Below are 25,390 nucleotides of genomic sequence, written 5' to 3' on the forward strand. Positions count from 1 at the left end.
CTTTTTCCCCTAACTTTGCACAAACCTAATCTAATGAGTAAAAAGAATACAAAGTACATCTTTGTGACAGGAGGTGTAACTTCATCTTTGGGAAAGGGAATCGTTTCTGCTTCTCTGGGACTTCTACTAAAATCACGCGGCTTTAATGTAACGATCCAAAAACTAGATCCTTATATCAATATCGACCCAGGAACATTGAATCCTTATGAACACGGAGAATGCTATGTAACCGAAGATGGTGCGGAGACGGATCTGGATTTAGGACACTATGAGCGTTATCTTGATGCTCCCACTTCCCAAAATAACAACGTTACGACAGGGAAAATCTACCAAACTGTAATCGAAAAAGAAAGAAAAGGAGACTTCCTTGGAAAAACAGTTCAGGTAATTCCTCATATTACGAACGAAATCAAACGTAGAATTAAAATTTTATCTAAACAAAACTACGATATCATTATTACTGAAATCGGTGGGACTGTTGGTGATATTGAATCTTTGCCTTATATCGAAACTGTTCGTCAGTTGAAATGGGAATTGGGTGAGAAAAATTCTATGGTGATTCACCTGACTTTGCTGCCTTATCTGGCTTCAAGCGGAGAATTAAAAACAAAACCTTCTCAGCATTCTGTTCGTCAATTGATGGAAAGCGGAATTATGGCGGACGTTTTGGTTTGTCGTACAGAACATAAGATTCCAAAAGATCAGAGAGCTAAACTGGCTCAGTTCTGTAATGTTCCTTTGGATAATGTAATTGAGTGTAAAGATTTGGAAACCATCTATGAGGTTCCAATGTATCTTCAGAAGCAAAATTTTGACGATGTAGTTTTAAAAGAACTGGATCTGAAAAGTGATAAAGAAGCAGATCTTAAAGACTGGAAAAGTTTCTTAAAGAAATTCCAGAATCCTAAAAAATCTGTAGAAATTGCATTGGTTGGGAAATACGTTTCTCTTCAGGATTCTTATATTTCAATTGCTGAGGCTTTCAAACACGCAGGTGCAGATTTGGAAACAGAAGTAAAAGTAAGATGGGTATATAGTGGAGATATCACTCCTGAAAATATTAAAGATACTTTAAAAGGTGTAGACGGAATTCTTGTTGCTCCAGGTTTTGGCGATAGAGGAATTGAAGGGAAAGTTCTTACGGCTCAATATGCAAGAGAAAATAAAGTTCCAATGCTGGGAATTTGTTTAGGAATGCAGATCATGACGGTTGAATTTGCAAGAAATGTTTTAGGGTATTCTAAAGCAAATTCAATGGAATTTGATACTTCTACGGAACATCCTGTAATTTCTTTAATGGAAGAACAGAAAAATGTAGTAGATAAAGGTGGAACAATGCGTCTTGGAGCATGGAAGTGTTCTTTGAAAAACGGTTCTAAATTAAATGATATTTACGGAGCAAAAAATATTACAGAAAGACACCGTCACAGATATGAGTTCAACAGTGATTATATTGGAGAATTTGAGAAAAACGGTTTCTTAGCAACAGGTACAAACCCGGAAACAGGATTGGTAGAAGCGTTAGAAATGCCGGATCACCCATTTTATGTTGGAGTACAGTATCACCCGGAATATAAGAGTACGGTTGCAACACCGCATCCATTATTCAGAGCTTTCATTAAGGCTTGTACATCGAAATAAAGTAATTTTTTAATTACAAACGTCATAAATAAACTCAGACTGATTTTTCTCAGCCTGAGTTTATTATATAGTAATATATTATAGCATAGAGTTTTGATAAAAAAACAGTATTTTTGTCGACTCGAAAAGTAATAAGATTACTACTTTTTAAATTTGAAAAATTTTAATTAAAAATAAAATGCAACAGAACAACGGACTCGATAAAAGTCAGATTATTAGTTTTGCGGTTTTATGTTTGGTTCTCTTCGGTTTTATGTTTTATTTCCAAAACAAACAATCGAAAGAGGAAGCAGTAAAAGCTCAGCAACAAAAGACCGAACAGGCAAAAAGTGCTGTAAAACAAACTCAGGCAAGTAATATCAATCCAAATGTAACTCCAAATGCAATTCAGACTGCAAATCTTTCCAACAAGGAATTGAATATTGAGTTTGCAAGTCTTGGAGGTCAGGTTTCTAAAGTGGAACTTGCAGAATACAAAGCATATGATCATAAAACAGATAATGCAGATCTTCCGCTGTATCTGATCACAAAAAATAATTCAAACTACGGTTTCCAATTCAAGGATAAAACAGGGAAAGTAATTAACACTAAAGATTTAGTTTTCTCTCCGACTGTTAATGGAAATGCTGTAACGATGACTGCTAATTATAATGGAGCTGTTATCCAGTTTATTTATACATTACTTCCAAAATATACGTTAGATTTCAAAGTAAGAACGCAAGGTCTTGCAAAAATCACTGCTGATAATAAAGCTGATTTTATTTGGGATTATAGCGTAAGAAATTTAGAAAAGGGTAGAGCGCAAGAGCAATCTCACTCAGAATTCTCCTATGCTTTCAATAATTATAAAGATTATGATTATGATGGAAGAACAACAATGGAGGAAGATAAAGAAACGCTTAACTGGATTGGGGTAAAACAACAGTTCTTTACTTCTGTGATTGAAGCTAAAAACGGATTTACACAAAGTAAAGGAAATCAGGAAACGATTGAAGAAGGTGAATATCTGAAAAAACTAAACTATGAAGGTTTTGTTCAAATGACAGGAAGTGAGTTGAACCAGGATTTTACTTGGTACTTTATGCCATTAGATTTGCCATTATTAAAATCTTATGACAAAAACTTCGACGAAATTCTTCCGCTAGGATGGTCTTTCATCGGATGGATGAACAGAGGATTCTTTATCCCTATTTATAATTTCATCGCATCTTGGGGATTAACTGCAGGTTGGGCAATTTTCTTATTGACCATCTTGGTTAAATTAATCTTGTCTCCAATTATGTACAAACAACATAAGTTGAGTGCGATGATGAGAGTAATCCGTCCAGAAATTGATGAAGCTAATGCTAAATTCAAGGATGCAGATCCAATGAAAAAGCAACAGGCAACGATGGAAATTTACCGAAAAGCAGGGGTGAATCAGATGGCGGGATGTTTACCGGCATTGGTTCAGATTCCAATTTTCTATGCATTGTTCCGTTTCTTCCCGAACTTTATTGATTTAAGAGGGCAAGGTTTCTGGTTTGCAAAAGACTTGACAGCGTATGATGATCTAATTAAATTACCATTCAAAATACCTTTCTTAGGAGATCATTTAAGTATTTTTGCTTTGGCATGTACGATTGTAATTTTAATTTATACCGTAATGACTTCAGGAAATATGCAGCAGCCACAACAGGAAGGAATGCCAAATATGAAAGTGTTAATGTACATTTTCCCGATTACATTTTTATTCTTCCTGAACACTTCTGCATCTGGTCTTTCTTGGTATTATTTTGTATCGAATGCGATCAATATCTTGATTATTCTTGTCATTAAGTATGTGATTTTGGATGAAAAGAAAATTCATGCACAAATCCAGGCTAATAAAGAGAAACCAAAAGCTGAAGGTAAGTTCCAAAAGCGTATGAGAGAAATGATGGAAAAGGCTCAGGAACAGCAGAAAGCCCAAGAACAACAAAGAAATAAGAAATAAGATAACTTATTTATAATAGAAAGAGAAGCAATTTATTGCTTCTCTTTTTTATTTGTACATATAATAAGGTATAGTAGTTTAATATTTAAAAATCTTAATCATATTTCAATCTGAATGATTGTCTATGATATTTTGTAGGGCCAAATTTAATTAAAGCTTCCTGGTGTTTTTTGGTGGCATACCCAAAGTTTGTATCCCAGCCATATTCAGGATATTCCTCATGAAGTTCAATCATTAATTGATCTCTATAGTTTTTTGCTAAAATAGAAGCTGCAGCAATTGACAAAACTTTTGAATCTCCTTTGATGATACATTCATGGGGTATATAATTATAAGGATGAAATTTATTTCCATCAACTAAAATGAGTTCAGGTCTAATAGTTAATTTATCCAACGCTTGATGCATGGCATGGATACTTGCGTTAAGAATATTATGTTTATCTATGAATTCTGAAGAAAGTTCAGCAATAGCATAATCTTTAACATTATCTTTTATATAATTATCAAGACTCATTCTAGTCTTAAAATTTAACTTTTTTGAATCGTTAACCAAATTTTGGTTAAAATTATCGTCTAAAATTACAGCAGCGGCAACTACAGGACCACACAAACATCCTCTTCCGACTTCATCGCACCCTGCTTCAACGTAAAAAATCGACCATTTTTTTAATAATTCCATAATTATCTTGAGAATCAAAACATAAAAACATGCAATATTAAAGATTTTTAACAAAATATTTGGTTACTTTAAGAAAGTTTTACATATTTGCAAATAATAAAAAAAATAATCAATTTAAATATGAAGAAACTAACTACAAGTGTTCTTTTAATCGTCGTATCTTCTTCTTTTGCATTGGTGAATGCTCAAAAAAGAGATACTGCAGCTAGAGAAACGAAAATTGATGAGGTAATTATTACCGGAGCTATGGGAATCAAGAAAAAGCTGGATGCTGCTACTACATCAGCTGTTGTGATAAGCAAAGAAAAGCTTACACAAGCGGGAGCTCCTAATGCTATTGCGGCATTACAAAGTAAAGTTCCTGGTCTTACTATTAATAAGACAAGTAGTGGTGTAGATGGGACTTATGATATCAAAATTAGAGGAACAAGAACATTAACAGGAAGTACTTCTCCATTAATTGTAATTGACGGGGTTGTTTCTACGGCAGCAATTTTCCAATCAATTCCTTCGGATATGATTGACTCAATTACGACTTTATTAGGGTTACAAGGTGCTGCTCTATACGGATCTCAAGGGGTTAACGGAGCAATTGTTGTAACAACTAAAAAAGGAAGTGGCTCAAGAAAAGCAAGAGTTACTTTTAACAGTAATGTGGAGTTTGACAATGTTCTATTTATGCCTACAAGACAAAAGCAATATGGTCAAGGTTGGTATGGAGATAGAGTTCACGTAGAGAATGGTGCTTGGGGACCTTCTTTTTCAGATCCTGCTTATGCTGGACAAAATCTAGCAATAGGGATTCCATTTTATGATGTGAATGGTGATGGAAAGATTACAGTAAATCCAAATGGAGATGTGCCATCACAAGATGCTGCATCAAGTATCTATGCACCTTATGCTGCAAGAAGTAAAGATAATGCGAAAGAATTCTTCCAAACAGGATTAAATCTTAATAATACTTTAACAGTTACTGGAGGAAGTGAAGGTGCTTATGCTGGGGTAACTATTAACAGACAAGATAGAGAATTTATTGTAGCGGATGATAAGTTAAAAAAGACTTCCATTAATTTAAATGGAGGATTTAAGCTAGGTAATCTTAGTTTGGATGGTAGTATGACTTATATCAACAGATCTATTTCTACTACATCTTCTGATTTGTATACAAATCTATTGCAATCTTCATCCGAAATTCCAATTACATCTTTTAAAAGCAGTCCTCATCCATACGGATGGAATTTGTATTTCCAAAATCCATACTGGACAATTAAAAATGTAAGATCAAACTCTAAGCAGGATGTATTTACTGGAAACATTTCATTAGGATACAAAATTAATGATCATATTTCCCTTACTAATAATGGAAGTATACAGATTACATCTACTGATGCATTGGGTTATAATAATGGGTATATTGCTTCTGCAGCTGTTCCATTGGTTACAGCTAATGGTACTTCAGCAGTTTTAGCTGGAATTACTTCTTCTATATCTCAATCTAATTCTATTAACCGTTATTTCTATAACGATATTATGGCTAACTTCAGTTATGAACTTACTAAGGACATAAACATGAAGTTAATTGTTGGGCACAACGTACAGCAGACTGAAGGTAAAATTACTTCTGTAAGTGGTACAGGAATTAAAATTCCGGGAATTTATCAATATTGGAACTTAACCAACTTGACAATTCCTTCTAATTTGAACAATACACGTTCTATCAATAACAGATATGCTTTCTTTGGTAACTTAGATTTGTCATATAGAGATTATTTATACTTAAATGCTACTGGAAGATACGAGAGCACATCTAAATTGCAGCACTCGGATAAAACAATAGATAGCCACCCTCATTATTTCTACAACTCGGTAGGGGTGTCATTTATGCCATTGAAAGCATTTAATGTTGAAAGCAGTGTACTTAGTAGATTCGTTGTGAAAGGTTCATATACACGTGTAGGGAATGACCCTGTAAATACATATGGTATTGAAGATACAGCTGTTTTAGGAGCTGGTTACCCTTCTTTCTCAACAGGTGCTATCAGCTTTGTACACAATCAGACTCCTACAGAAACAAACATTAGACCAGAGATTGTAACGGCTAATGAAGTTACAATTGGTTTAGGATTCTTGAAAAACAGAATTACTTTAGATGCGAATGCATACATTCAGGAAACTAAAGATTTGATTACGAATCAAACTACATCTTTTGCTTCAGGTCTTAGATTTACTCCAATTAACGTAGGAGATATTAAAAACAAAGGTATAGAGGTTACTTTAGGGGCTACTCCTATTAAAACACAAGATTTCTCTTGGGATCTAAGCTTAGGTTGGACTATCCAGAGAACAAAAGTTATGGAACTTGCTAACGGACAAGATGAAGTTAACCTTTCTGTTGGAGGTATTGCAGGTATCTATGCTATTAAAGGAGAAGATTTCCCAATCTTAAAAGCTACTGCTTATGAAAGAGATGAGCAAGGAAGAATTATTATTGATGAAAATACAGGAAACCCTTTATTTACAAACACATATAAGAGCTTTGGTAGAGTTACACCTAACTATACTATGAACTTAAGTACTAACTTTAAGTACAAAAATTGGGGACTTTATGCTGTGATGGATTATAGAAATGGAGGAAAATTATACTCTGGAGTTATGCAAAACTTGGCGTTCTCAGGACAGCTTGAGCAATCTGCAAGTTTTGACAGAACACAAGGGGGATATATTATTCCAAACTCTGTATATCAAAACTCAGCTGGTCAGTATGTAGCAAACACTTCTATTAAATCCGGAGGTACTTCTTATGGTGATTTACCTGATTACTATGGTGGTGTTTATAACGCAATTGGTGAAAACTTTATCATCAGTGGTACTGCGTTCAGAGTGAGAGAACTTGGTCTTTCTTATACATTAGGTTCAGATACAGCTAGATCAATTGGATTAAGTGGATTGAGTTTTAGTGTTTATGCTAGAAACCCATTCTATAAATTTGCAAAAGATAATAAAGGATATGCAGATCCAGAAGCTTCTTTTACAACAGGAAATATCCAAGGTTTAACTAATGCAAACCAATATCCGTCAACAAGAACAATTGGGCTTACGACTACAATTAATTTTTAATTAAAAAAGAATAATAATATAATGAAAAAGATATTAATACCCGTTTTCGGGGCAACGTTATTATTTTTTAACTCGTGTAGTAATGATTACATTGATGTTAATAACGATCCTAACAATGCATACAACAATCAGCTGACACCTAAAAATAGATTGGCAGCTGCTGAAACAACTATTTATGCTACTCAGGCAGTAACGATGAATAGATTTGGAAACTTAATGATGAATGCTTGGGCAGGTAATATTTATCGTTATGCATCTCCTTTCAGTGAAGAGTATCAGATGATTGCTAATTCAACTTTCTACAACGAAATTTGGGATAACTTATATTTAGGAGTATCAAATTATCAAGATATTATTGATAGCCCAGTTGCTGCTCAATATCCTCACCATGTAGCGATTGCTAAGATTATGAAGGCATACTATATGCAGATGATTGTAGATTTGTATAACAACGTTCCTTATACTCAGGCTTTTAAGGCGCAAAATAATTTGCATCCAAAATATGACCAAGGGAAGGATGTATATAAAGGTTTAATGGATGAGTTAAATCAGGCGTTAGTATTGCTAAACCAAACACCTGCAAACTCTTCTTTTGCTGTTGCAACAACTGAAGATCCTATTTTTTCCGGTACAATGAATAGCTGGAAACAAATGGCAAATACAGTAAAGCTGAAGATGCTAGTAAGATTGTCTAATACTACAGATGCTGGAGTAAAAGCATGGAGAGATGCTGAGCTTACGGCAATGGCTCCTCTTACATCTAGCACAGCTAACTTTATCAGTGCGGATGTTAGAATTCAGCCTGGGTATTTGGCAGCTTCAGGTTTACAAAATCCATATTATGGTTCATACAGCTATATTAACCTAGCTGGAAATGACTACGGAACTAATTTCCAATTAGTTGTTGGATCTGAGCATATGATCAATACAATGAAGGGAACATCAACTGGAGTTGTAGATACTAGAATGTTAAGATTATTTGTTGCTAACGGACTAGGTGCTGGTAATATTTCAGTAGGGAATTATAAGGGACAACCTCAAGGAGGAGGTCAAATTATCGGAGACGATGAAAGTGATTATGCTACGTTAGGATTATTTGGAACTTTATGGGGTACCGCAAATCCAACTACAGGTTCTTCAGCAGCAGGTTATGTATTACCACTTTCTGAAGTTAGATTCTTACAGGCTGAAGCTGCAACTGTGTATCCTACAACGATGGCATTTAATGCCCAAACAGTGTTTAATGATGGTATTACACAATCATTTACAACATTTGGAAATACAGCTGCACAAGCAACGGCTTATCTAGCTGCTATTGCTGCAAAACCTGGTATGGGTTGGGCTGCTTCTACAAACAAAATTGAGGCTATTCAATATCAAAAGTGGATTGCTTTGACAAATCTTAACCCGACTGAAACATATATCAGTTCTACAAAAACAGGGTATCCAGTTTTGCCAATGCCAATCGGTTCTTACAAAACATTAAGACCTAAGAGATTGATGTATCCTCAATCTGAGTATATTTCAAACTCGGCGAATGTACCGACTCCAAGCATTGATCAAATGTATGATGCTACTAATCAATATGCACCATTCTGGTTAAAATAAGAAATCAGTATTGTTTATACTAAAAACCGCCTTCGGGCGGTTTTTTTATTTATTAATAAGTATGTGAAGCATAGTTTTATTTGGTTTTATATATAAGATAGATTTACTGATTTATTGATTATTGTTTTGATAATCAGTTGTTTTGTTACTGTTTTTCATTTTATTTTATATAGATTGTATCAATTTCACTTAATTAATATTATTATAATTTTAAATTCCCTTTAACATTTTTTATTTGTTAAAATCTTAACTATTAACATTTTTTTTAGAATAATTATTCTTTTTTAGCTTGAATTTTTGAATAGTTGTTAATTTTATGCCTTTTTCTTTTGTTATTTTAATAAAGTTTTACAAATTTGTATGTCACAAAATTAATTTGATATGAAGAAACTAACAGCAGGTGTGCTTGTATTAGTACTATCTTCGTCTCTAGCCATTGCTAATGCGCAGCAGACTAAGAAAGATACTATTAAAACACAAGACATTGAGGGTGTAGTAGTAACTGCACTTGGTATTAAAAGAGAAAAAAAGTCACTCGGCTATTCATCCCAAACTTTAGACGCGGAAAAAGTAAATTCAGTACCTACCAGTAATTTTATCAATAATTTATCAGGTAAAGTGGCAGGTATGGAAATTAAAAACAATGGAAACTTTGGTGGATCGAGTAATATTGTTCTAAGAGGGGCAAAAAGTATTACAGGTGATAATCAGGCATTGATCGTATTAGATGGAGTCCCAATTATCAGTGGTAACTTAAACTCAGGCGATGCTTCAAAAGGACGTGACGGGTTTGATTTCGGTAATGCCACAGCAGACATTGACCCCAATAATATTGAATCAATAAATGTACTTAAAGGTGCTGCTGCTACAGCATTATATGGAAGTATGGCCGCTAATGGAGCTGTTATCATCACTACTAAAAAAGGAAAACGAAGCAAATCTTTAGGACTTTCAATTAATTCTACGGTTTCAGTGGGATCAATAGATAAATCAACATTTCCAAAATATCAGAAACTTTACGGAGCAGGTTATAATGGTGAAGATAGCTTTGGAAGTGGCGATGCGAATGGAGATGGAATTCCTGATACAATTGCTCCAACAGGAGATGATGCATCTTATGGTCCTGCTTATAATCCAAATTTACTGGTATATCAATGGAACGCCTTTGTTCCTGGAAATCCCAATTTTGGAAAGGCAACACCATGGGTGGCTGCAAAAAATGATCCGAGTAAGTTTTTTCAAAAGTCATTATCTTTTGTCAACAGTTTCAATCTAAATGGTGGGGATGAGCTAAATACATATAATTTAACATTTACTAATAATAATGAAACGGGGATTCTTCCTAATAGTAAATTGAATAAGAATATGTTAAGTGGTAACTACAGCCGAAAATTTGCGGATAATTTTACAGTGAGAACATTCTTAACCTTTAATGATCAAACAACAGTAGGTAGAAACTCTGTAGGATATGGAGATAATATACTTACAGGGTTTAGACAATGGTGGCCATTGAATGTTGATATCCTGGAATTGAGAGACGAATATTTCAGAACGAATAAAAATTATACATGGAATATGAATGCTCCTCTTGATGGAGATTTGTCTGCCGCTTTTTGGAATAATCCTTATTGGGACAGATACCAAAATTATTCTTCTGATGATAAAACAAGATTAATCACGGGTGTCGAACTATCATATGATATTACTAAAAAATTTAATATTTTAGGTAGAGCAACTGTAGACTATACATCAAGTAAACAGGAACTCAGAAAAGCGGTAGGAAGTCACGCTGAAGAGTTTGGTCTTGCTCAGGCTGATGAAACTTCCGGATATTGGGTATATGATGATACAATCATGAGACAGACTTATGATTTAATAGGAAGATATACATGGAATGTATCAGATAAGCTTAATGCATTATTTGTAGCTGGAGGACAATTTATGGATCAGCATCAAAGAAGTACTGAAAACTCTACAACTGGAGGATTGATCATTCCAGGATTATATACAGTAGGGAATTCGAGAGCTTATTATCCTTCGATAGAAAATAACATAAGGGGGCAGAAAGCAGGAATTTATGCTCAAGCTTCTGTGGACTACGATAAATATTTATTCTTAGAAGGTACTATTCGTAATGATACTTCTACTGCATTACCTAAGTCTAATAGAAACTATACTTATTTTTCATTAGGTTCAAGCTTTGTATTTTCAGAATTATTTAAAAGTAGCTGGCTAAATTTTGGAAAAGTAAGATTAAGCTATGCAGAAGTAGGAAATGATATGGCATTTGGAAAGCCTGGGTTCTTTTCATCTAGAGGTACTGTGAGTGGACTTCCAATGGCAGATATAAGTAACACGTATGTTAATTTTGATGCTTTAAAACCTGAAAGACAGAAAAGTTGGGAGGTAGGTTTAGAAACATCAATGTTTAAAAGAAGAGTAACTTTAGATGTGTCACTTTATAAAACAAATACTAAGGATCTATTGTTTAGTGTACCACAATCCCCATCTACTTCTTATAGTTTTTCATTAATTAATGCTGGAGAAACTCAAAACAAAGGTGTGGAAGTCGCATTAGGATTAGTTCCTCTAAAAAGTTCTGATTTTCAATGGGATATTAATGTAAACTGGTCTAAAAATAAAAATACAGTTGTTGCTTTAAATCAAGGCAGAAACAATCTGCAGTTAGCAAGTTTTCAAGAAACTACTTTAAATGCAACAGTAGGGGAAGCCTACGGAACATTTAGAGGAACAGGTTTTGTTTATGATGCCAATGGAAATAAAGTTGTAGACGACGATGGTCATTATTTAGTAGCAACGGATAGAGTATTAGGTAATATACAAGCTGACTGGATAGGAGGTATTTATAATACCTTTAGATATAAAAACTTCTCATTTGGATTCTTAATTGATGTGAAAAAAGGAGGGAGTGTTTATTCTCTTGACCAATCTTATGGAGGTTTAACAGGGGTTTATGATTATAGTGCAGGGTTGAATGATTTAGGAAATCCGATTAGAAATCCTTTAACTAATGGATCTAACTCCGGAGGTATTATTTTACCTGGTGTGAAACAAGATGGAACTCCCAATGATATAAGAATTGATGCTTCTTACGCTGGAGGAGCCTTTGGAACGGATGCAGGAATACCTCAAGAAGCATTTATTTACGATGCATCTTATGTAAAATTGAGAGAAGCAAAAATATCATATACTTTACCCTCTGATTTGTTGAAGAATACGTTCATTAAAGGTATGACATTAAGTTTATTGGGACAAAATCTATGGATTATTCATAAAAATTTACCAGATGCAGATCCGGAAGCAGGAACTTCTTCAGGTAATATTCAAGGTTTCCAATCTGGGGTGATGCCTTCTACTCGAATTTACTCATTTAACGTAAAATTAGACTTCTAAAAAAGAATTACAATGAAAAAAATATTTTCAATACTTACTATAGGATCTTTGGCAGTACTTACAGGGTGTGTCAATGGTGATGATGATTTTAATAATAATCAAACTCAGCCATATCAGGTTCCTGCAGAGCTAGCCTTTACTAATGCTCAGAAAGAATTAATCGATCAAATGGAGACGCCAAGTGTGAATTTAAACGTATTTAGGTTTTTTCAACATTATTTGGCTACAACTATTTATAGAAATGATGCGCGCTTTAACTTCACTGGAACTAGAAAAGTGCCAGATAATATGTGGTTGGCACTATATACCGATGTTTTAGGTAATCTTAATGAAGCAAAAAAAATCATTCCAACAGAAGTAAAACCTGCAGAATTAACACAAACAGCCTGGGATAAACAGCAGGCAAATAAATTAGCAATTATCAATATACTTGAAATTTATACCTATCAGGTTTTAGTGGATAGTTTTGGGAACGTCCCATATTCAGAGGCAGCTAAGGTTGAGACTATTGTTTTGCCAAAATATGATGATGCAAAAACAATTTATGCTGATTTAATAAATAGGCTAAATGTACTTTTACCGACTTTAGATACTGCATACCCAAGTTTTAAAGCCGGAGATAATATCTATGGTGGAGATGTGGGAGAGTGGATTACTTTTGCGAATAGTCTTAAATTAAAATTGGGAATTAACCTTGCTGACGTAAATCCTACTTTAGCCAAGCAAACGGTAGAATCTGCTGTTAGCGGGGGAGTTTTATTGACAAATTCTACAAATGCATTATTTAAGTATGATGGTACTTCACCAAACTTTAATCGTCTATATGCTGAAGTAATTGCTAGTAACAGAAACGATTTTGTTGCTGAAGAAGGTATCGTAAACGCAATGAATACTTTAAGTGATCCAAGAAGACCTTCTTATTTTTCTTCAGTTGGAGGAGGTACATATGTGGGAGGTACTGTAGGTCTTAGTAATTCCTATGCCTCCAAATCTCATATTGGAGAAAGTTTGTTAGCTCCGAATAAAACAGGTGTTTTGTTCGATGCTGCAGAAGTTAATTTTTACTTGGCAGAAGCTGCTTCAAGAGGATATAATGTTGGTGGTACCGCAGCTGGTTATTATAATACTGCAATTACTCAGTCTATGGCTCAATGGGGAATTACTGGTGCGGCAGTTACTACTTATTTAGCCAACCCTAGTGTAGTATATTCTGCAGTAAATTGGAAGCAAAGAATTGGTGAACAAGCTTGGATTGCCATGTATAATAGAGGATTTGAATCTTGGAATTTTTATAGAAGACTGGATTATCCTGTAATGACTGCTCCAAATGCAATACCGGCAGCAGAAGGAAAGGTTCCGACAAGATTAACTTATCCAATTAATGAACAAACAGTTAATGGTAGCAATTGGAGTCAAGCATCATCTGCAATCGGAGGAGATAAATTGACCGTAAAGGTATTCTGGGATATTAATTAAAACTAAACCTCAGTTAGCATTCATATTTTAAAGCCGCCTTCGGGCGGTTTTTTTATTTCCGTATATTTGTACTTTCAAAATAGAATAATGAATATTAAAAATATAATAGGATTAAAACTGGCAGGTGTTATTCTGAATGTCTATCAGTTGAAAGATATAAACCTTGAAATCCAGGAGAATAAAACGGAATTTGAAGGAGATTTTACGATTGTGACTTTTCCTTTGGTGAAGCAGTTGAAAAAAAATCCGGAGAGTATTGGGGTAGAATTAGGAGAAGCTTTAACGGAACAAACTGAATTATTAGAAAGTTTCAATGTAGTTAAAGGATTTCTTAATGTTAAAATTAAAAATCAGTTTTTTGTAGATAATTTCAGATCGGTAGCCAATCAGTTTGATACAGTGGAAAAGAAAAATTCTACAGTAATGGTGGAATATTCTTCTCCGAATACGAATAAACCTCTTCACTTAGGACATATCAGAAATAATTTATTAGGATTTTCTGTTGCTCAGATCCTTAAAGAAGCGGGTTATGATGTGATTAAAACTCAAATCATTAATGATAGAGGAATTCATATCTGTAAGTCGATGCTGGCTTGGGAAAAATTCGGACAAGGCGAAACTCCAGATGCAACGAATACTAAAGGAGATAAATTCGTTGGGAACTATTACGTGAAATTCGATCAGGAATATAAGCAGGAAATTGCTCAGCTTGTCGCTCAGGGAATGAGTGAAGATCAGGCAAAAAAAGAAGCTCCTTTGATGAAAGAAGCTCAAAAAATGTTGCTGGATTGGGAAAATGGAGATGAAAAAGTAAGAAATCTTTGGAATGAAATGAATTCTTGGGTATATAAAGGATTCAATGAAACGTATAAGAGATTAGGAGTAGATTTCGATCAGGTACAATACGAAAGTAATACATATATCTTAGGAAAAGACCTTATTCAGGAAGGTTTGGATAAAGGTGTTTTATATCAGAAAGAAGACGGTTCTGTTTGGTGTGACCTTACGGATGAAGGATTGGATCAGAAACTTTTATTGCGTTCAGACGGAACTTCGGTTTATATGACCCAGGATTTGGGAACTGCGGTAGAACGTTTTAAACAAAATGATATTCAAAAACTGATTTATACAGTAGGAAACGAACAGGATTATCATTTCCAGGTTTTATTTAAGATCTTAGGAAAACTGGGATATTCTTGGGCAGATCAGTTGTATCATTTATCTTACGGTATGGTAGAGCTTCCTAACGGGAAAATGAAATCCCGTGAAGGAACAGTAGTAGATGCTGATGATCTGATGCAGGAAATGTATACGATCGCAAAATCTAAAGCTGAAGAATTAGGGAAGTTAGAAAACCTGACAGAAGAAGAAAAGAATGCCAACTATGAAAATGTAGGAATTGGGGCATTGAAATATTTCATGCTGAAAGTGGATCCGAAGAAAAAAATGCTGTTCAACCCTGAAGAAAGTATTGATTTTAATGGAAATACAGGTCCTTTTATTCAGTATACTTTTGCACGTATTCAGTCTTTGCTGGCTAAAGCAAATTTTGAACAGAAAGAAATTGCTGCCGTTGAGTTAAATCAATCTGAAAAAGAACTGATCATGCAGCTGGCAAATTATAAAATTGTTGTTGAAAAAGCAGCGGAAGCTTTAAGTCCGGCTTTGGTGGCAAACTATGTTTATGATTTGGTGAAAACATATAATTCTTTCTATCAGAGTAATCCAATTATGAATCAGGAGGATGAGAATGTAAAGCAGTTCCGTCTGAGTGTATCGGATCTTACCGCAAAAACAATAAAAAAATCGTTGCAGCTCTTAGGAATAAAAACTGTAAACAGAATGTAAATATAAAGGCTTTTGAATTTCAAAAGCCTTTTTTCTTGTGGTAAACATAGTTTCTTGGAGGCTTAGTTATATTTCTTACAAATTTCGGAATGTTTTATACAATTTTCGATAATGCTGAACTGATAATTTTGCCAAAAATTAATTATGATAATGAGTACATTAAAGAAACTTTTTTATGTGGCTTCAATTTTTGCTTTTGTAGCTACTTTTGTATCATGTAGTTCAGATAATAATGAAAGTGAGATAGAAACGCCATCCCAAGTCTTATCGTCAACACCTTGGGAAACAACCGGAGCGAAAGATAAAGACGGAAATTCAGTTGCTCTTACTGATCCAAGTGTAAGCGGATTTGTAGGGTATTCATACTTTAAAGCAGATGGAAATTTTGCCATTTATGGATTGAATGATGTGTTGAGATCAAGAGGAACATGGTCTGTATCTGCAGACGGAAAAACCAGAACCATTACCGCTTTAAAACCTGATGGAACGACTCTTTTTACACGTGTTGTTGATATTCTTGTTTTAAATAAAAATGAATTTACTTACAGAATTCACACGAACCCAAACGATTCCTCTGTGTTTTATGATATTAAGCACTCGAGAGTAAGTCATGCAGAGCCTAATCTTGGTCAGCTTATACTGGCATCTACACCTTGGGAAACTACTGGAGCAAAAGATAAAAATGGAAGTCTGGTTGCTTTAACGGATCCCAAAGTGAGCGGATTTGTAGGATATTCTTATTTCAGAGCAAATGGAGCGTATGCTATTTATGGATTAAATGATGTCCTGAGATCACAAGGAACCTGGTCTATATCTCCGGATGGGAAAAAAAGAACTATCACCGCATTAGATGCTAACGGAAATGTGATATTCACCAGAGTTGTAGATATTCTTACCCTGAATAATACAGAGTTTATCTACAGAATAGTACCCGATGCAACCAATAACCCGACAGAATTCTATGATATTATCCATAAACCGGTTAATCATCTGGAACCCTAATAATTGTAATGTGAAAAAGAAACTCCTAGGAGTTTCTTTTTTTTATGTTTGTGCTTTTCTGCTGTCTTCATAAAGCTTAGCATTGCTCCATTTAGCATGTTTTGAAGGGATAATTTTATATCCTTTTTTGTAGGTGTAAATTTTTGTAAACTCAGCTCCGAAAAATATAAGCATACAGGAATAATTGATCCACATCATAATTAAAATGACAGTTCCTGCCGTACCAAATGCAGAAGTGGGTTTAGCCGTTCCGAAATAGAGGCTTAATAAAAATTTTCCCAGCGTAAAAAGAATTGCGGTAAGGAATGCGCCTTTCCATACCGGTTTCCAGCTGATTTCTACATCAGGAAGTACTTTGAACATTAAGGCAAATAAAAACATCACGACCCCAAAACCAACAGCAAAATTGATGAATTCCACCAACATATAAGTTTCTAAACCAAAATATTGAGTGATAAACTTGTTGAAAATACTTATTAAAGAAGATAAAATCATGGTAATCATCAGTAAAAAACCAAGAATCAGAATCATTCCTAGTGAATTGGCTCTATCCAGCAGAAATTTTACGATGGCTTTTTTAGGAGCAGCTTCCACATCCCAAAGCGTATTTAATGAATGTTGCAGCTGAAAAAATAGAGTGGTGGAACCAAAAACCAATGAACCGATTCCTATGATTTTCATGAAAATATTCTGCTTGTCGATTAAAGCTCCCGCAATCATGTTTTCTATACTTTTAGCAGCATCGGATCCCATCAAACCACTGATTTGCTGGCTTATTTCTCCGCGTATCGCTTCTTCTCCAAGAAAGTAGCCTGCGATCCAAATAATGATAATTAATAACCCTGGAATCGAAAAAATAGCATAATAAGCCAGACTCGCAGAATTTGTGGTAGCAGGAGAACTGTTCCAGGCAGAGAATGTTTCCTTTACGACTTCCCAGAAAAATCTTATATTCTTTATCATAACAGGATCGGAATTTGTTAAACATACAAAGCTAAAAAGGATAGCCGATCGCAATATTCAGGATGAGATTGTCCTTTCTCCAGTTAGAGTCGCCGAAATTTATTTTATCAAACGTCCATCTGTCATTTTTTTCATAATAAGGAACTCTTATTGGCATGGCAAGGTCTAACCTTAAAATCAAAATAGAAAAATCTAATCTTAAACCAACTCCGGCTCCAACAGCTACTTCACTTAAAAATTCTTTTGAAAATTTGGCTCCCGGTCTGTCGGGATCTTCATTAATCAGCCAGACGTTTCCGGCATCTGCAAAAACGGCAACATTTAAAAACTTATAAAGATTGGCACGGTATTCTGCATTCAATTCTAATTTAATATCACCGGATTGATCAAAATAATAACCTGCTTCAATAGTTCTCGGATCAAAACTTCCCGGTCCCAACGTTCTTGCCCGAAATGCTCTCACACTGTTGCTTCCTCCAGAGAAAAACTGTTTTGAAAAAGGGATATGCTCAGAATTTCCGTAGGGATAAGCTAAGCCCGCGATAAATCTTGTCGCTAAAGATGTTTTCTCATTGAATTTATGGTACAATCTGAAATCATTTTCAATCTTGGCATATTGACTGAAAGGCACACCGAAAATCGTTTTCTCCTTATCTTTTTTTACATTTGCTCCCGTCACCAATCCTGTTATATTTCCTGCCAAATCCAATGTCCCTTTATAATACATCGTGGTGGGTTTAGACAACATCGTATTGGTATAAGTATAAGAATAGGTAGGTCCGAAAATCAATTGTTTCTGAACAACTCTTCGCATCGCATCACTTTTTGCAGAAATTGACTCATACAATGCCGTGATATTGGCAGGAGAAACATAGGTCACATCAAAGATTTTCAGATCATGTTCCTTTCTCGCATTTTCTTTCCACACATATCCGAATGATCCTGTGAACGTATTCAAAGTATAATATTCCGTACGATTTTGAAACTCATAGCCTAAAGTAATATTCGTTCTCGGAACAAAAGCACTCGAAGAATTAAATCTGAAGGGAGCCACAATTCTCGGAATTGAAAGCTGAACATTGGTTCCGGCTCTGAATAGGTTTTTAGCGTTTTCAGGACCTCCCATTTGGAAATCAAAAGCTCCGTAAATTGCTGCTTTAAATTGTTCTGCTCCTCTGAAGAAGTTTCGGTGAGTCCAGTTCAGATTCAACTCGCTTCCTGCGTAATTGGCAGAATTGGTTCTTCCTAAAGCTTCCAGACGAAGAGACTGTATTTCCCTAGGTGTTAAAAGATAATAGGCATCAAACTTATGCTGTAGAGAATCTGAGGTAATAAATTCATTTTTTACAAACTTAAAAACACCTAAACTGATCAAACGGTTTAAGGTAAGATTGTGATTGGTACGATTGTACAGATCTCCTTTTTTAAAATATAAAGCCCTGTCAAATATTTTAGGTTTAAACTTATGTTGCGGATCAATCACATAAATATCTTTATAAGCATATCGAGAAAGAGAATCTGCATCCATCGGAATTTTATATTTTCCGTCTCTTACATCCTGAATATTATAGGTCGGGAATACAATTACTTTATCAATACTGAATTGCTGGGTTGAAAGATCCGGAGTATCGTCTTTCAGCTTTACATTAAGTTCTACTTTATGGTTTTTGCTTATCGTACTATCGGCCTGAACAATGATATTATCAGGATGAAAATAATAAAAACCTCTTTCCTTAAGTCCGTTATCAATTCTTTCTCTTTCATTTTTAATAACATCCAGATCAAATGGATTTCCGTTTTTAAGAAATGTTTTATCTGCTAAAGCTTGAATTTCCTTGTTAACCAACGAAGAGTCTTTCTGGAATTTAACATTACTGATTAAATACCTCGATCCGGGTCTTACGGTATAAATGACCTGTGCTTTTTTATTTTTAGAAACGGTATCGTAGGTCGCTCTTGCATTAAAATACCCTTGGTTTTCAGAATAATTCTGGATAATATCTTTATTAAACTGACGGTCTACATCTCCCAATAAAACAGGCTTTTCACCCATTTTATACTTCAGCCAGTAATTAAATCCTTTTTCTTTTTTAGGTTCTTTGGCGATATTATAGAAATACAGTTTAGGTCTCAGTCCTAAAAACGTAGAATTGGGTTTTGGAGTAAGATTGGCTTCCAAGGCGGTTTGAAGTTCTTTTTTTTCTTTCTTTGAAAGAGAATCATTCTCTATTTTTATTTTCGCTCCTGTATAAAGCATTTGTCCCTCCTTCAAAAACCGGGTGTTGCTACACGAAAAACTCAGCGCTGCAATTCCTGAAGCGAATAAATACTTGAAATATATGGAGCGTTTACTTTTCATGATGTGTTTATTTAAATTCTACCACCTGATTTTTTTTATTTTCTCTACCTCTTTTCTCTTTAGATTTTTTGAAAATATCACGGAATTTATCATAATCAAGCGTGATGATAAATCCTACACCGGTTTCTATGATCTGTCCCTGAAGAGCGACCTGATATTCATCTTTTCGGTACGCTCTAAGCATATATCTTCCGTCTTTGGATAAGCTGTAGTCAAGAGTTACATTTCCTGCAATATTGGTCATGTTTTCGTTTTCCCGGGCATCACCTTCTAAAGCGAAATTACTTCCCACAGAAACTTTCAGACGGTCATTCAGTAATTTTTTGCTGACTCCGACATTCAGGTCGGTTCTTGTATTTTTAATGCCGGTTGAATAATCTTCCGAAGAATCAAGGTCAAAATTTAAATCAACTCCTTTTATTAGACCGGAAGCAAGATTATTAAGCTGTTGAGAAAGAAGTTTGCTCACACTTTGTCTTGCAATCATTTCACCGGACATTCCTGCGCTGGATTCAAAAGGATTTTCTCCAATGAAACGGTTGAGCAGCAACAAGGCAAAAACCTGTTTGTTCATTTCCGATTCCTGAGTTCTGAGCTGGGCAAGTTTCTGATCTATGGTTTCAATTACAGCAGATGAAACTGCGTTATTTTTCTTATCAGTAGTGATATCAAATGTAATTTCCGGTTTCAGTAATTCTCCTTTCATTTTTAATAAAGTATTGAAAGGTATTCTTTGCTTGTACTGGTTGAGTTCTGATGGAGAATCTGTCGTTAATTGCTGCTCAATCAGATCGATAGGAGCTGTTTCTGTTTTATAAACGGCGGTAATATCCAATGTTGCTGTCGTAGGCTCTCCGGTCCATGTGATGGTACTTCCTTTTTGAATATCGAATTTACGTTTTAGTAAACTTACAGACATTTCATAGGCACCCGATTCTACCTGATAAATTCCGACAAGGGTAGTTTTTCCGGAAGGGTCTATTCCTCCCGTCAATTCTGCTTCACCCTGTAGTTTTACGAAATCCCCGTTCGCTTTATCGATAATAATAGAGAGTTTGGCTTCTTTGCTTACTTCTATATTTACACTGACATCCATTCCTTTGATACGGCTTTGTGCATTTAGAGAATCGGTTTTAATGGTTTTATTAAGAACCACCTGATCCTGATCGATGAATTCTACAATTCCGTCTCTTTCCTGTAATGATGGGCTCGATTGCGGAAGGACGAATGAAAAATCTGTAGCATCGGAAACATTAAGCCTTCCGTCAACTTTTGGCAGATCCAGATCGCCACGAATATGAAGATTGGCATCAATTGCTAAAACTCCGTACATGATGGCGTCGTTCGATTTTTCTGAATTTACCACTTTAAAATCTTTGGCTCTGACATCTAAGTTGAAGGCAAAATCTCTATACGTTTGTGTAAGAACTTCACCATTAATTCTTAAAGAATTTCCATCTTTATCATTGATTTTAAAATTATCGAATTCAATACCACGGTTGGTAAAATGGATATCGTTATTTAGTTTTCGGAAATCACTTCCTGTCTTGGCAATTTCCAATCCTACATCATTGAACTTTACTTTACCTAAAATGTTGGGTTTATCCGTAGTTCCGGTAATTTTAAGATTTCCTGAAAGATAACCTTCCGTATTGGTAACCGCATTCATAGAAAATCCCTGAACGCTTTTCATCTGTAATTGATTGATAGCCATATTCAGGTCAAATGTGCTGGAAGAAATATTGTAATCTCCCAGAATCTTCACATCATTATTATTTCCTGAAAGGGCAATATCAGCATTTAAAACGTTCGGTGAATTGTTATTGACTTTTACGGCCAGATTTCCGACAGGATTTTCATAAACGATTAAATCTGAGATATTTAAATCTGATGTGAACGTCATTTTTTTCGTCAAATCACGGAGCTGAGCGGTTCCGTTGATCGTTCCTCTTGCTAATAGTGTGTCTTTTTTAATCAGCTCTGTAATGGTTTCAATTTTAAAATCTTTCAATGAAACATTTAAAGGAGAGTTTGGAGATTGGGATTCCGATTGTAATAAAATCTCGCTTCCTCCATTTGAAAGTCTGAAGTTATCTGCCAGAATTCCTTTGCTGCTGATCTGGATTTTGTTTCCTTCGCTTACGGTCCAATCCGTATAATTTAATTTTAAACCGTTCGGATTTAAAGATATTTCCGTGATGTCATTCAATGATTTTGCATTTCCGGCAATCAGGAATTGAGTGGCATCTTTTTGATCTTTTGTGGTGATGTTGTAATTGATGATATTATCCGAAACATCCCCTTCAATATTGACTTTATTTAAGGCAAAGCTCGAGCTTTTTAACCCAGCGACATACAGATTGTATTGTAATGCCTGATTTTCGTTGGTTACCTTTAATGTTGCATTTTCAATGGAGTTTTCACCATACAGAAGCTGTGGAATTTGTCCGTCGATTTCAATTTTCTGAGAATCGGCATTATAATTTCCGGTCAGATTAATGGTTTCAAAACTTTTCAGATCCGGAACGAATTTTCTGATGATATCATCATTTTTAATCTTTGCATTAAAGGTGAAAAACTGTCCCTGCTGAATTTTCTGAGCTTTTCCGGGCTTTTGAAATTGATAATATTGATTGATGGTATTGGATAAAGAACCGAAAATCTGTGTCAGTTTATATTTCCCTTTCAGTTCTACATCAGCAACCTGAGAATTAAGAACAATATTAGTAGAATCGTTGGTGGTGAAAGCTTTCAGGTTCAATTCCTGAACCGGATAGACCTCTTTGGTATCTGAAAAGGCAAAGTCTTTTAAATTTAAATACCCATTCAGATTATCCGGATCTAAATTGGTGAAGTCACCATCTATTTTTCCGGCAATGATCATTGGTTTTTCATAGAAACCAAGCTTGTTGACATCCAATTTTATGATCTCACCATTGACTTTTACCGTAGGATTTTTTTCGTTGTAAACTCCGGAAGCTGTTAGTAATAAATGAACATTCGGATCTTTTGAATTTAAAACAATGTTATATGCTCCACGGTTGATTTTCCCCATAAGATTCATGTTTTGGTAACGGTAGCCTTTGTACACTGCCGATGCAACATGACCTCTTAAATCTGCTTTTGCATTTTTGAAATCAAAACTTTCTCCTTTCGCGTAAATCTGTGCCGAAATTGCTCCAATATCTTTATTCTGAATGATTTTTCCGATCTGTAAACCTTGAAGATTGGATTTTACATCATACAATTCATGATTTTTTCTGCGGAGATCAACTTTAGCAATCATAGCAGCATTTCCAAGACTGGAGTAGAGGTTAAGATTAGCATCCACAACTTTGGTGGTTCCTTTTGCTGTTCCTTTGATACTCATGTTGGAAGGCAGGGAAATATTGGAAGGAATCGTATTTTTCGGGACCAAATTGAAAATCGTTTTTGCGGAGGAAGACAATTCTGCAATCCTTACATCATAATATAATTGATCAGGATTCATCGCATTTTTGATTCTCCCTGATGCTACCACTCTCAATTGATCTATGCCGGAAACTTTAAGATTGTTAATCAACACATCATTAACACTCCCTTTCACGTTAGCATTAACATTTAAAATAGCATTTGGGTATTTATTGAAAGGAACGGTATTTCTTAAAGTAGGAACCAAATTCAGAATATCTGCAAAACCGAATCTGGAATCTTTGATATTGGCTGAGATCTTTGCAGCTCCCAAATTTGAACTTAACTGCTCTATCGAATTATAATTTAAAATAATCTCATCACGCAGCAATGTTTTTGGAGTCTGCAGATAAAGATTTTTTAAATAAGCCTCTTTTTCGTTATACGCGAAATCTGTGTTGAATTTCTGAATGTCCAAACCTCTCGCTTCCTGAATTTCTGCTGAGCTTACGGTTCCTGCAAACGTATTGTTCTGCATTTTGAAACTTCTTACCTCAACATTCATTTTAGAAAAATTCATGTGATTGAAATCCATTCCTTGTTTTGTAGGAGCGATCGCAGTGTTGTTGTACACAACTTTTACATTGTTTAAAACCAGTTTCCCAAGCAGGAGATTCAGCGCTTTTTCTTGATCTGTTACTTTTGAGACTTCAGGTTCTTTGTTGTTTTTCGGATTTGCATTTTGAGCAGGAAGATAAAGATTCGCATTAATATCTGCTCCGGAAAGGATGACATTATCAACGTTGTATGCGTTGTTTTCCAGGTCAATTTTGTTGACTTTTGTACTGAGTTCTTTGAACAGAACTTTTGCAAAAGTCTTGGTATTATCGTCGCCGTAATCAATATCGAAATTGGTGAGTTTTATCCCTCTTAATCCAATCTGCATAGGCTTTTTATTGTTCAGAGAATCGACTTTTTGTTCAACTTTTTTGGAAACTTCTTCTATGAGATCCTGTTTCAGTTTTAGCTTTAATCCGTCAAGATTAATGTCATTAACAGTGTATTTGTTGTTATTTAAATCAAAGATTTTTACTCTTGTATCAAAGGATTTAAAATACAGTTTTATATCATTTCGGGATTGCTGATCGTTGAAGGTAACACCAATATCTTTTAATTTAATTTTATCTAAAGAAATAATGAATGGTTTCGACGAACTTTCTTCTTTATCATTCGTTGCAAAAGCATCAATGATATAGTCAAAATTGAATTTTCCATCGGGTTTTCTTACAACATTCGCTCTTGCTCCTTCCAAATCCACCGAAGTAATATCTGCCGTGGAATTGATCAGTTTAAGCATATTCAATCCGACATCAAGTTTTTTTACAGCCAGAAGAGTATCAACATCCTGTCCTTTTAAATATAAATTTTCCATAACAAGACTGTTTGGAAATCCTATATAGACTCTTTCGAGACTTACTTTGGTTTTGATTTTTTTCTCCAGATAGACGACCAATCTGTCTTTAATGAAGTTTTGAACGACAGGAAGTTTTAAACTAAAAATAAGCAGAATAAGAAAAACCAATATGGAAATAATGGTTATCAGGAATCGCCTTAAGAGCTTTCTTTTGTTGATTTTCAGTTTCAAGAGTGATTCGGTTTAGACAAATATAATAATATGAATCTATTATTCATCTGTTGTGATACTCTTTTGTGAATACAAAAATCCTGCCTTGACTGCCCTTTATGGAATTTAAGTTTAGTTGTCGTCAAGTGAATTAGTTGATGAAGACAGTCAAGGTGCGGATTGTTTTTTTTTTAAGCCCCCTATTGATCATTTTTTCTGTTGAAAAGGTTAGCAAAAATGAAAATTCAAATGTTAGTTTAGTTGTTAAGAGGGGGCTTTGGCATGGTTTGTATG

The 25,390-nt window shown here is 34.8% G+C and carries 12 protein-coding genes; 8 read left to right on the plus strand and 4 right to left on the minus strand.

Annotation, left to right across the window (positions count from 1 at the left end; genetic code table 11):
* Positions 1-33 precede the first annotated feature (33 nt).
* Together LV842_RS12825 and yidC are read left to right on the plus strand one after the other, a co-directional pair.
* Positions 34-1,641: a CTP synthase gene (locus LV842_RS12825; RefSeq protein ID WP_233111846.1), complete on the plus strand. Its 1,608-nt coding sequence runs from the start codon at positions 34-36 to the stop codon at positions 1,639-1,641.
* A 178-nt stretch (positions 1,642-1,819) separates the two neighbouring features.
* Positions 1,820-3,616 carry a membrane protein insertase YidC gene (gene yidC, locus LV842_RS12830; protein ID WP_233111847.1) on the plus strand — a complete coding sequence of 599 codons (1,797 nt, stop codon included), beginning with the start codon at positions 1,820-1,822 and terminating at the stop codon, positions 3,614-3,616.
* 94 nt (positions 3,617-3,710) lie between these two features.
* Here the strand turns inward: yidC and LV842_RS12835 are convergent, their stop codons facing one another.
* Entirely contained in the window at positions 3,711-4,295 is a 585-nt protein-coding gene (locus LV842_RS12835; protein ID WP_233111848.1) for a ribonuclease HII, read from the minus strand.
* Between the two features lie 120 nt (positions 4,296-4,415).
* Between LV842_RS12835 and LV842_RS12840 the strand changes: the two genes are divergently transcribed.
* The 6 genes from LV842_RS12840 to LV842_RS12865 all read left to right on the plus strand — a co-directional run bounded on the left by LV842_RS12840 (position 4,416) and on the right by LV842_RS12865 (position 16,760).
* A complete protein-coding gene (locus tag LV842_RS12840; protein WP_233111849.1) occupies positions 4,416-7,412 on the plus strand; it encodes a SusC/RagA family TonB-linked outer membrane protein in 2,997 nt (998 codons plus the stop codon).
* 21 nt (positions 7,413-7,433) lie between these two features.
* A complete protein-coding gene (locus tag LV842_RS12845; RefSeq protein WP_233111850.1) occupies positions 7,434-9,020 on the plus strand; it encodes a SusD/RagB family nutrient-binding outer membrane lipoprotein in 1,587 nt (528 codons plus the stop codon).
* Positions 9,021-9,401: 381 nt separating this feature from the next.
* Positions 9,402-12,434, plus strand: a complete 3,033-nt coding sequence (locus tag LV842_RS12850; protein ID WP_233111851.1) for a SusC/RagA family TonB-linked outer membrane protein — start codon at positions 9,402-9,404, stop codon at positions 12,432-12,434.
* Between the two features lie 12 nt (positions 12,435-12,446).
* Positions 12,447-13,910 (plus strand): SusD/RagB family nutrient-binding outer membrane lipoprotein, encoded by a 1,464-nt coding sequence (locus LV842_RS12855; protein ID WP_233111852.1) that lies wholly within the window; start codon positions 12,447-12,449, stop codon positions 13,908-13,910.
* 87 nt (positions 13,911-13,997) lie between these two features.
* A complete protein-coding gene (argS, locus tag LV842_RS12860; protein ID WP_233111853.1) occupies positions 13,998-15,758 on the plus strand; it encodes an arginine--tRNA ligase in 1,761 nt (586 codons plus the stop codon).
* A 150-nt stretch (positions 15,759-15,908) separates the two neighbouring features.
* Positions 15,909-16,760: a DUF4822 domain-containing protein gene (locus LV842_RS12865; RefSeq protein ID WP_233111854.1), complete on the plus strand. Its 852-nt coding sequence runs from the start codon at positions 15,909-15,911 to the stop codon at positions 16,758-16,760.
* A gap of 42 nt (positions 16,761-16,802) precedes the next feature.
* On the opposite strand, the gene LV842_RS12870 is transcribed toward LV842_RS12865, so the two are convergent.
* Genes LV842_RS12870 through LV842_RS12880 form a run of 3 tightly spaced genes read right to left on the minus strand, consistent with a single transcriptional unit; the run spans position 16,803 to position 25,117 of the window.
* Complete coding sequence (locus LV842_RS12870) at positions 16,803-17,723, minus strand: YihY/virulence factor BrkB family protein (RefSeq protein ID WP_233111855.1); 921 nt, start codon at positions 17,721-17,723, stop codon at positions 16,803-16,805.
* 31 nt (positions 17,724-17,754) lie between these two features.
* A complete protein-coding gene (gene tamL / locus LV842_RS12875) occupies positions 17,755-20,082 on the minus strand; it encodes a translocation and assembly module lipoprotein TamL (protein ID WP_233111856.1) in 2,328 nt (775 codons plus the stop codon).
* A 7-nt stretch (positions 20,083-20,089) separates the two neighbouring features.
* Complete coding sequence (locus tag LV842_RS12880; protein ID WP_233111857.1) at positions 20,090-25,117, minus strand: translocation/assembly module TamB domain-containing protein; 5,028 nt, start codon at positions 25,115-25,117, stop codon at positions 20,090-20,092.
* Positions 25,118-25,390 lie beyond the last annotated feature (273 nt).

This window comes from Chryseobacterium gwangjuense (genome assembly GCF_021311115.1).
Taxonomy (GTDB): Bacteria; Bacteroidota; Bacteroidia; order Flavobacteriales; family Weeksellaceae; genus Chryseobacterium; species Chryseobacterium gwangjuense.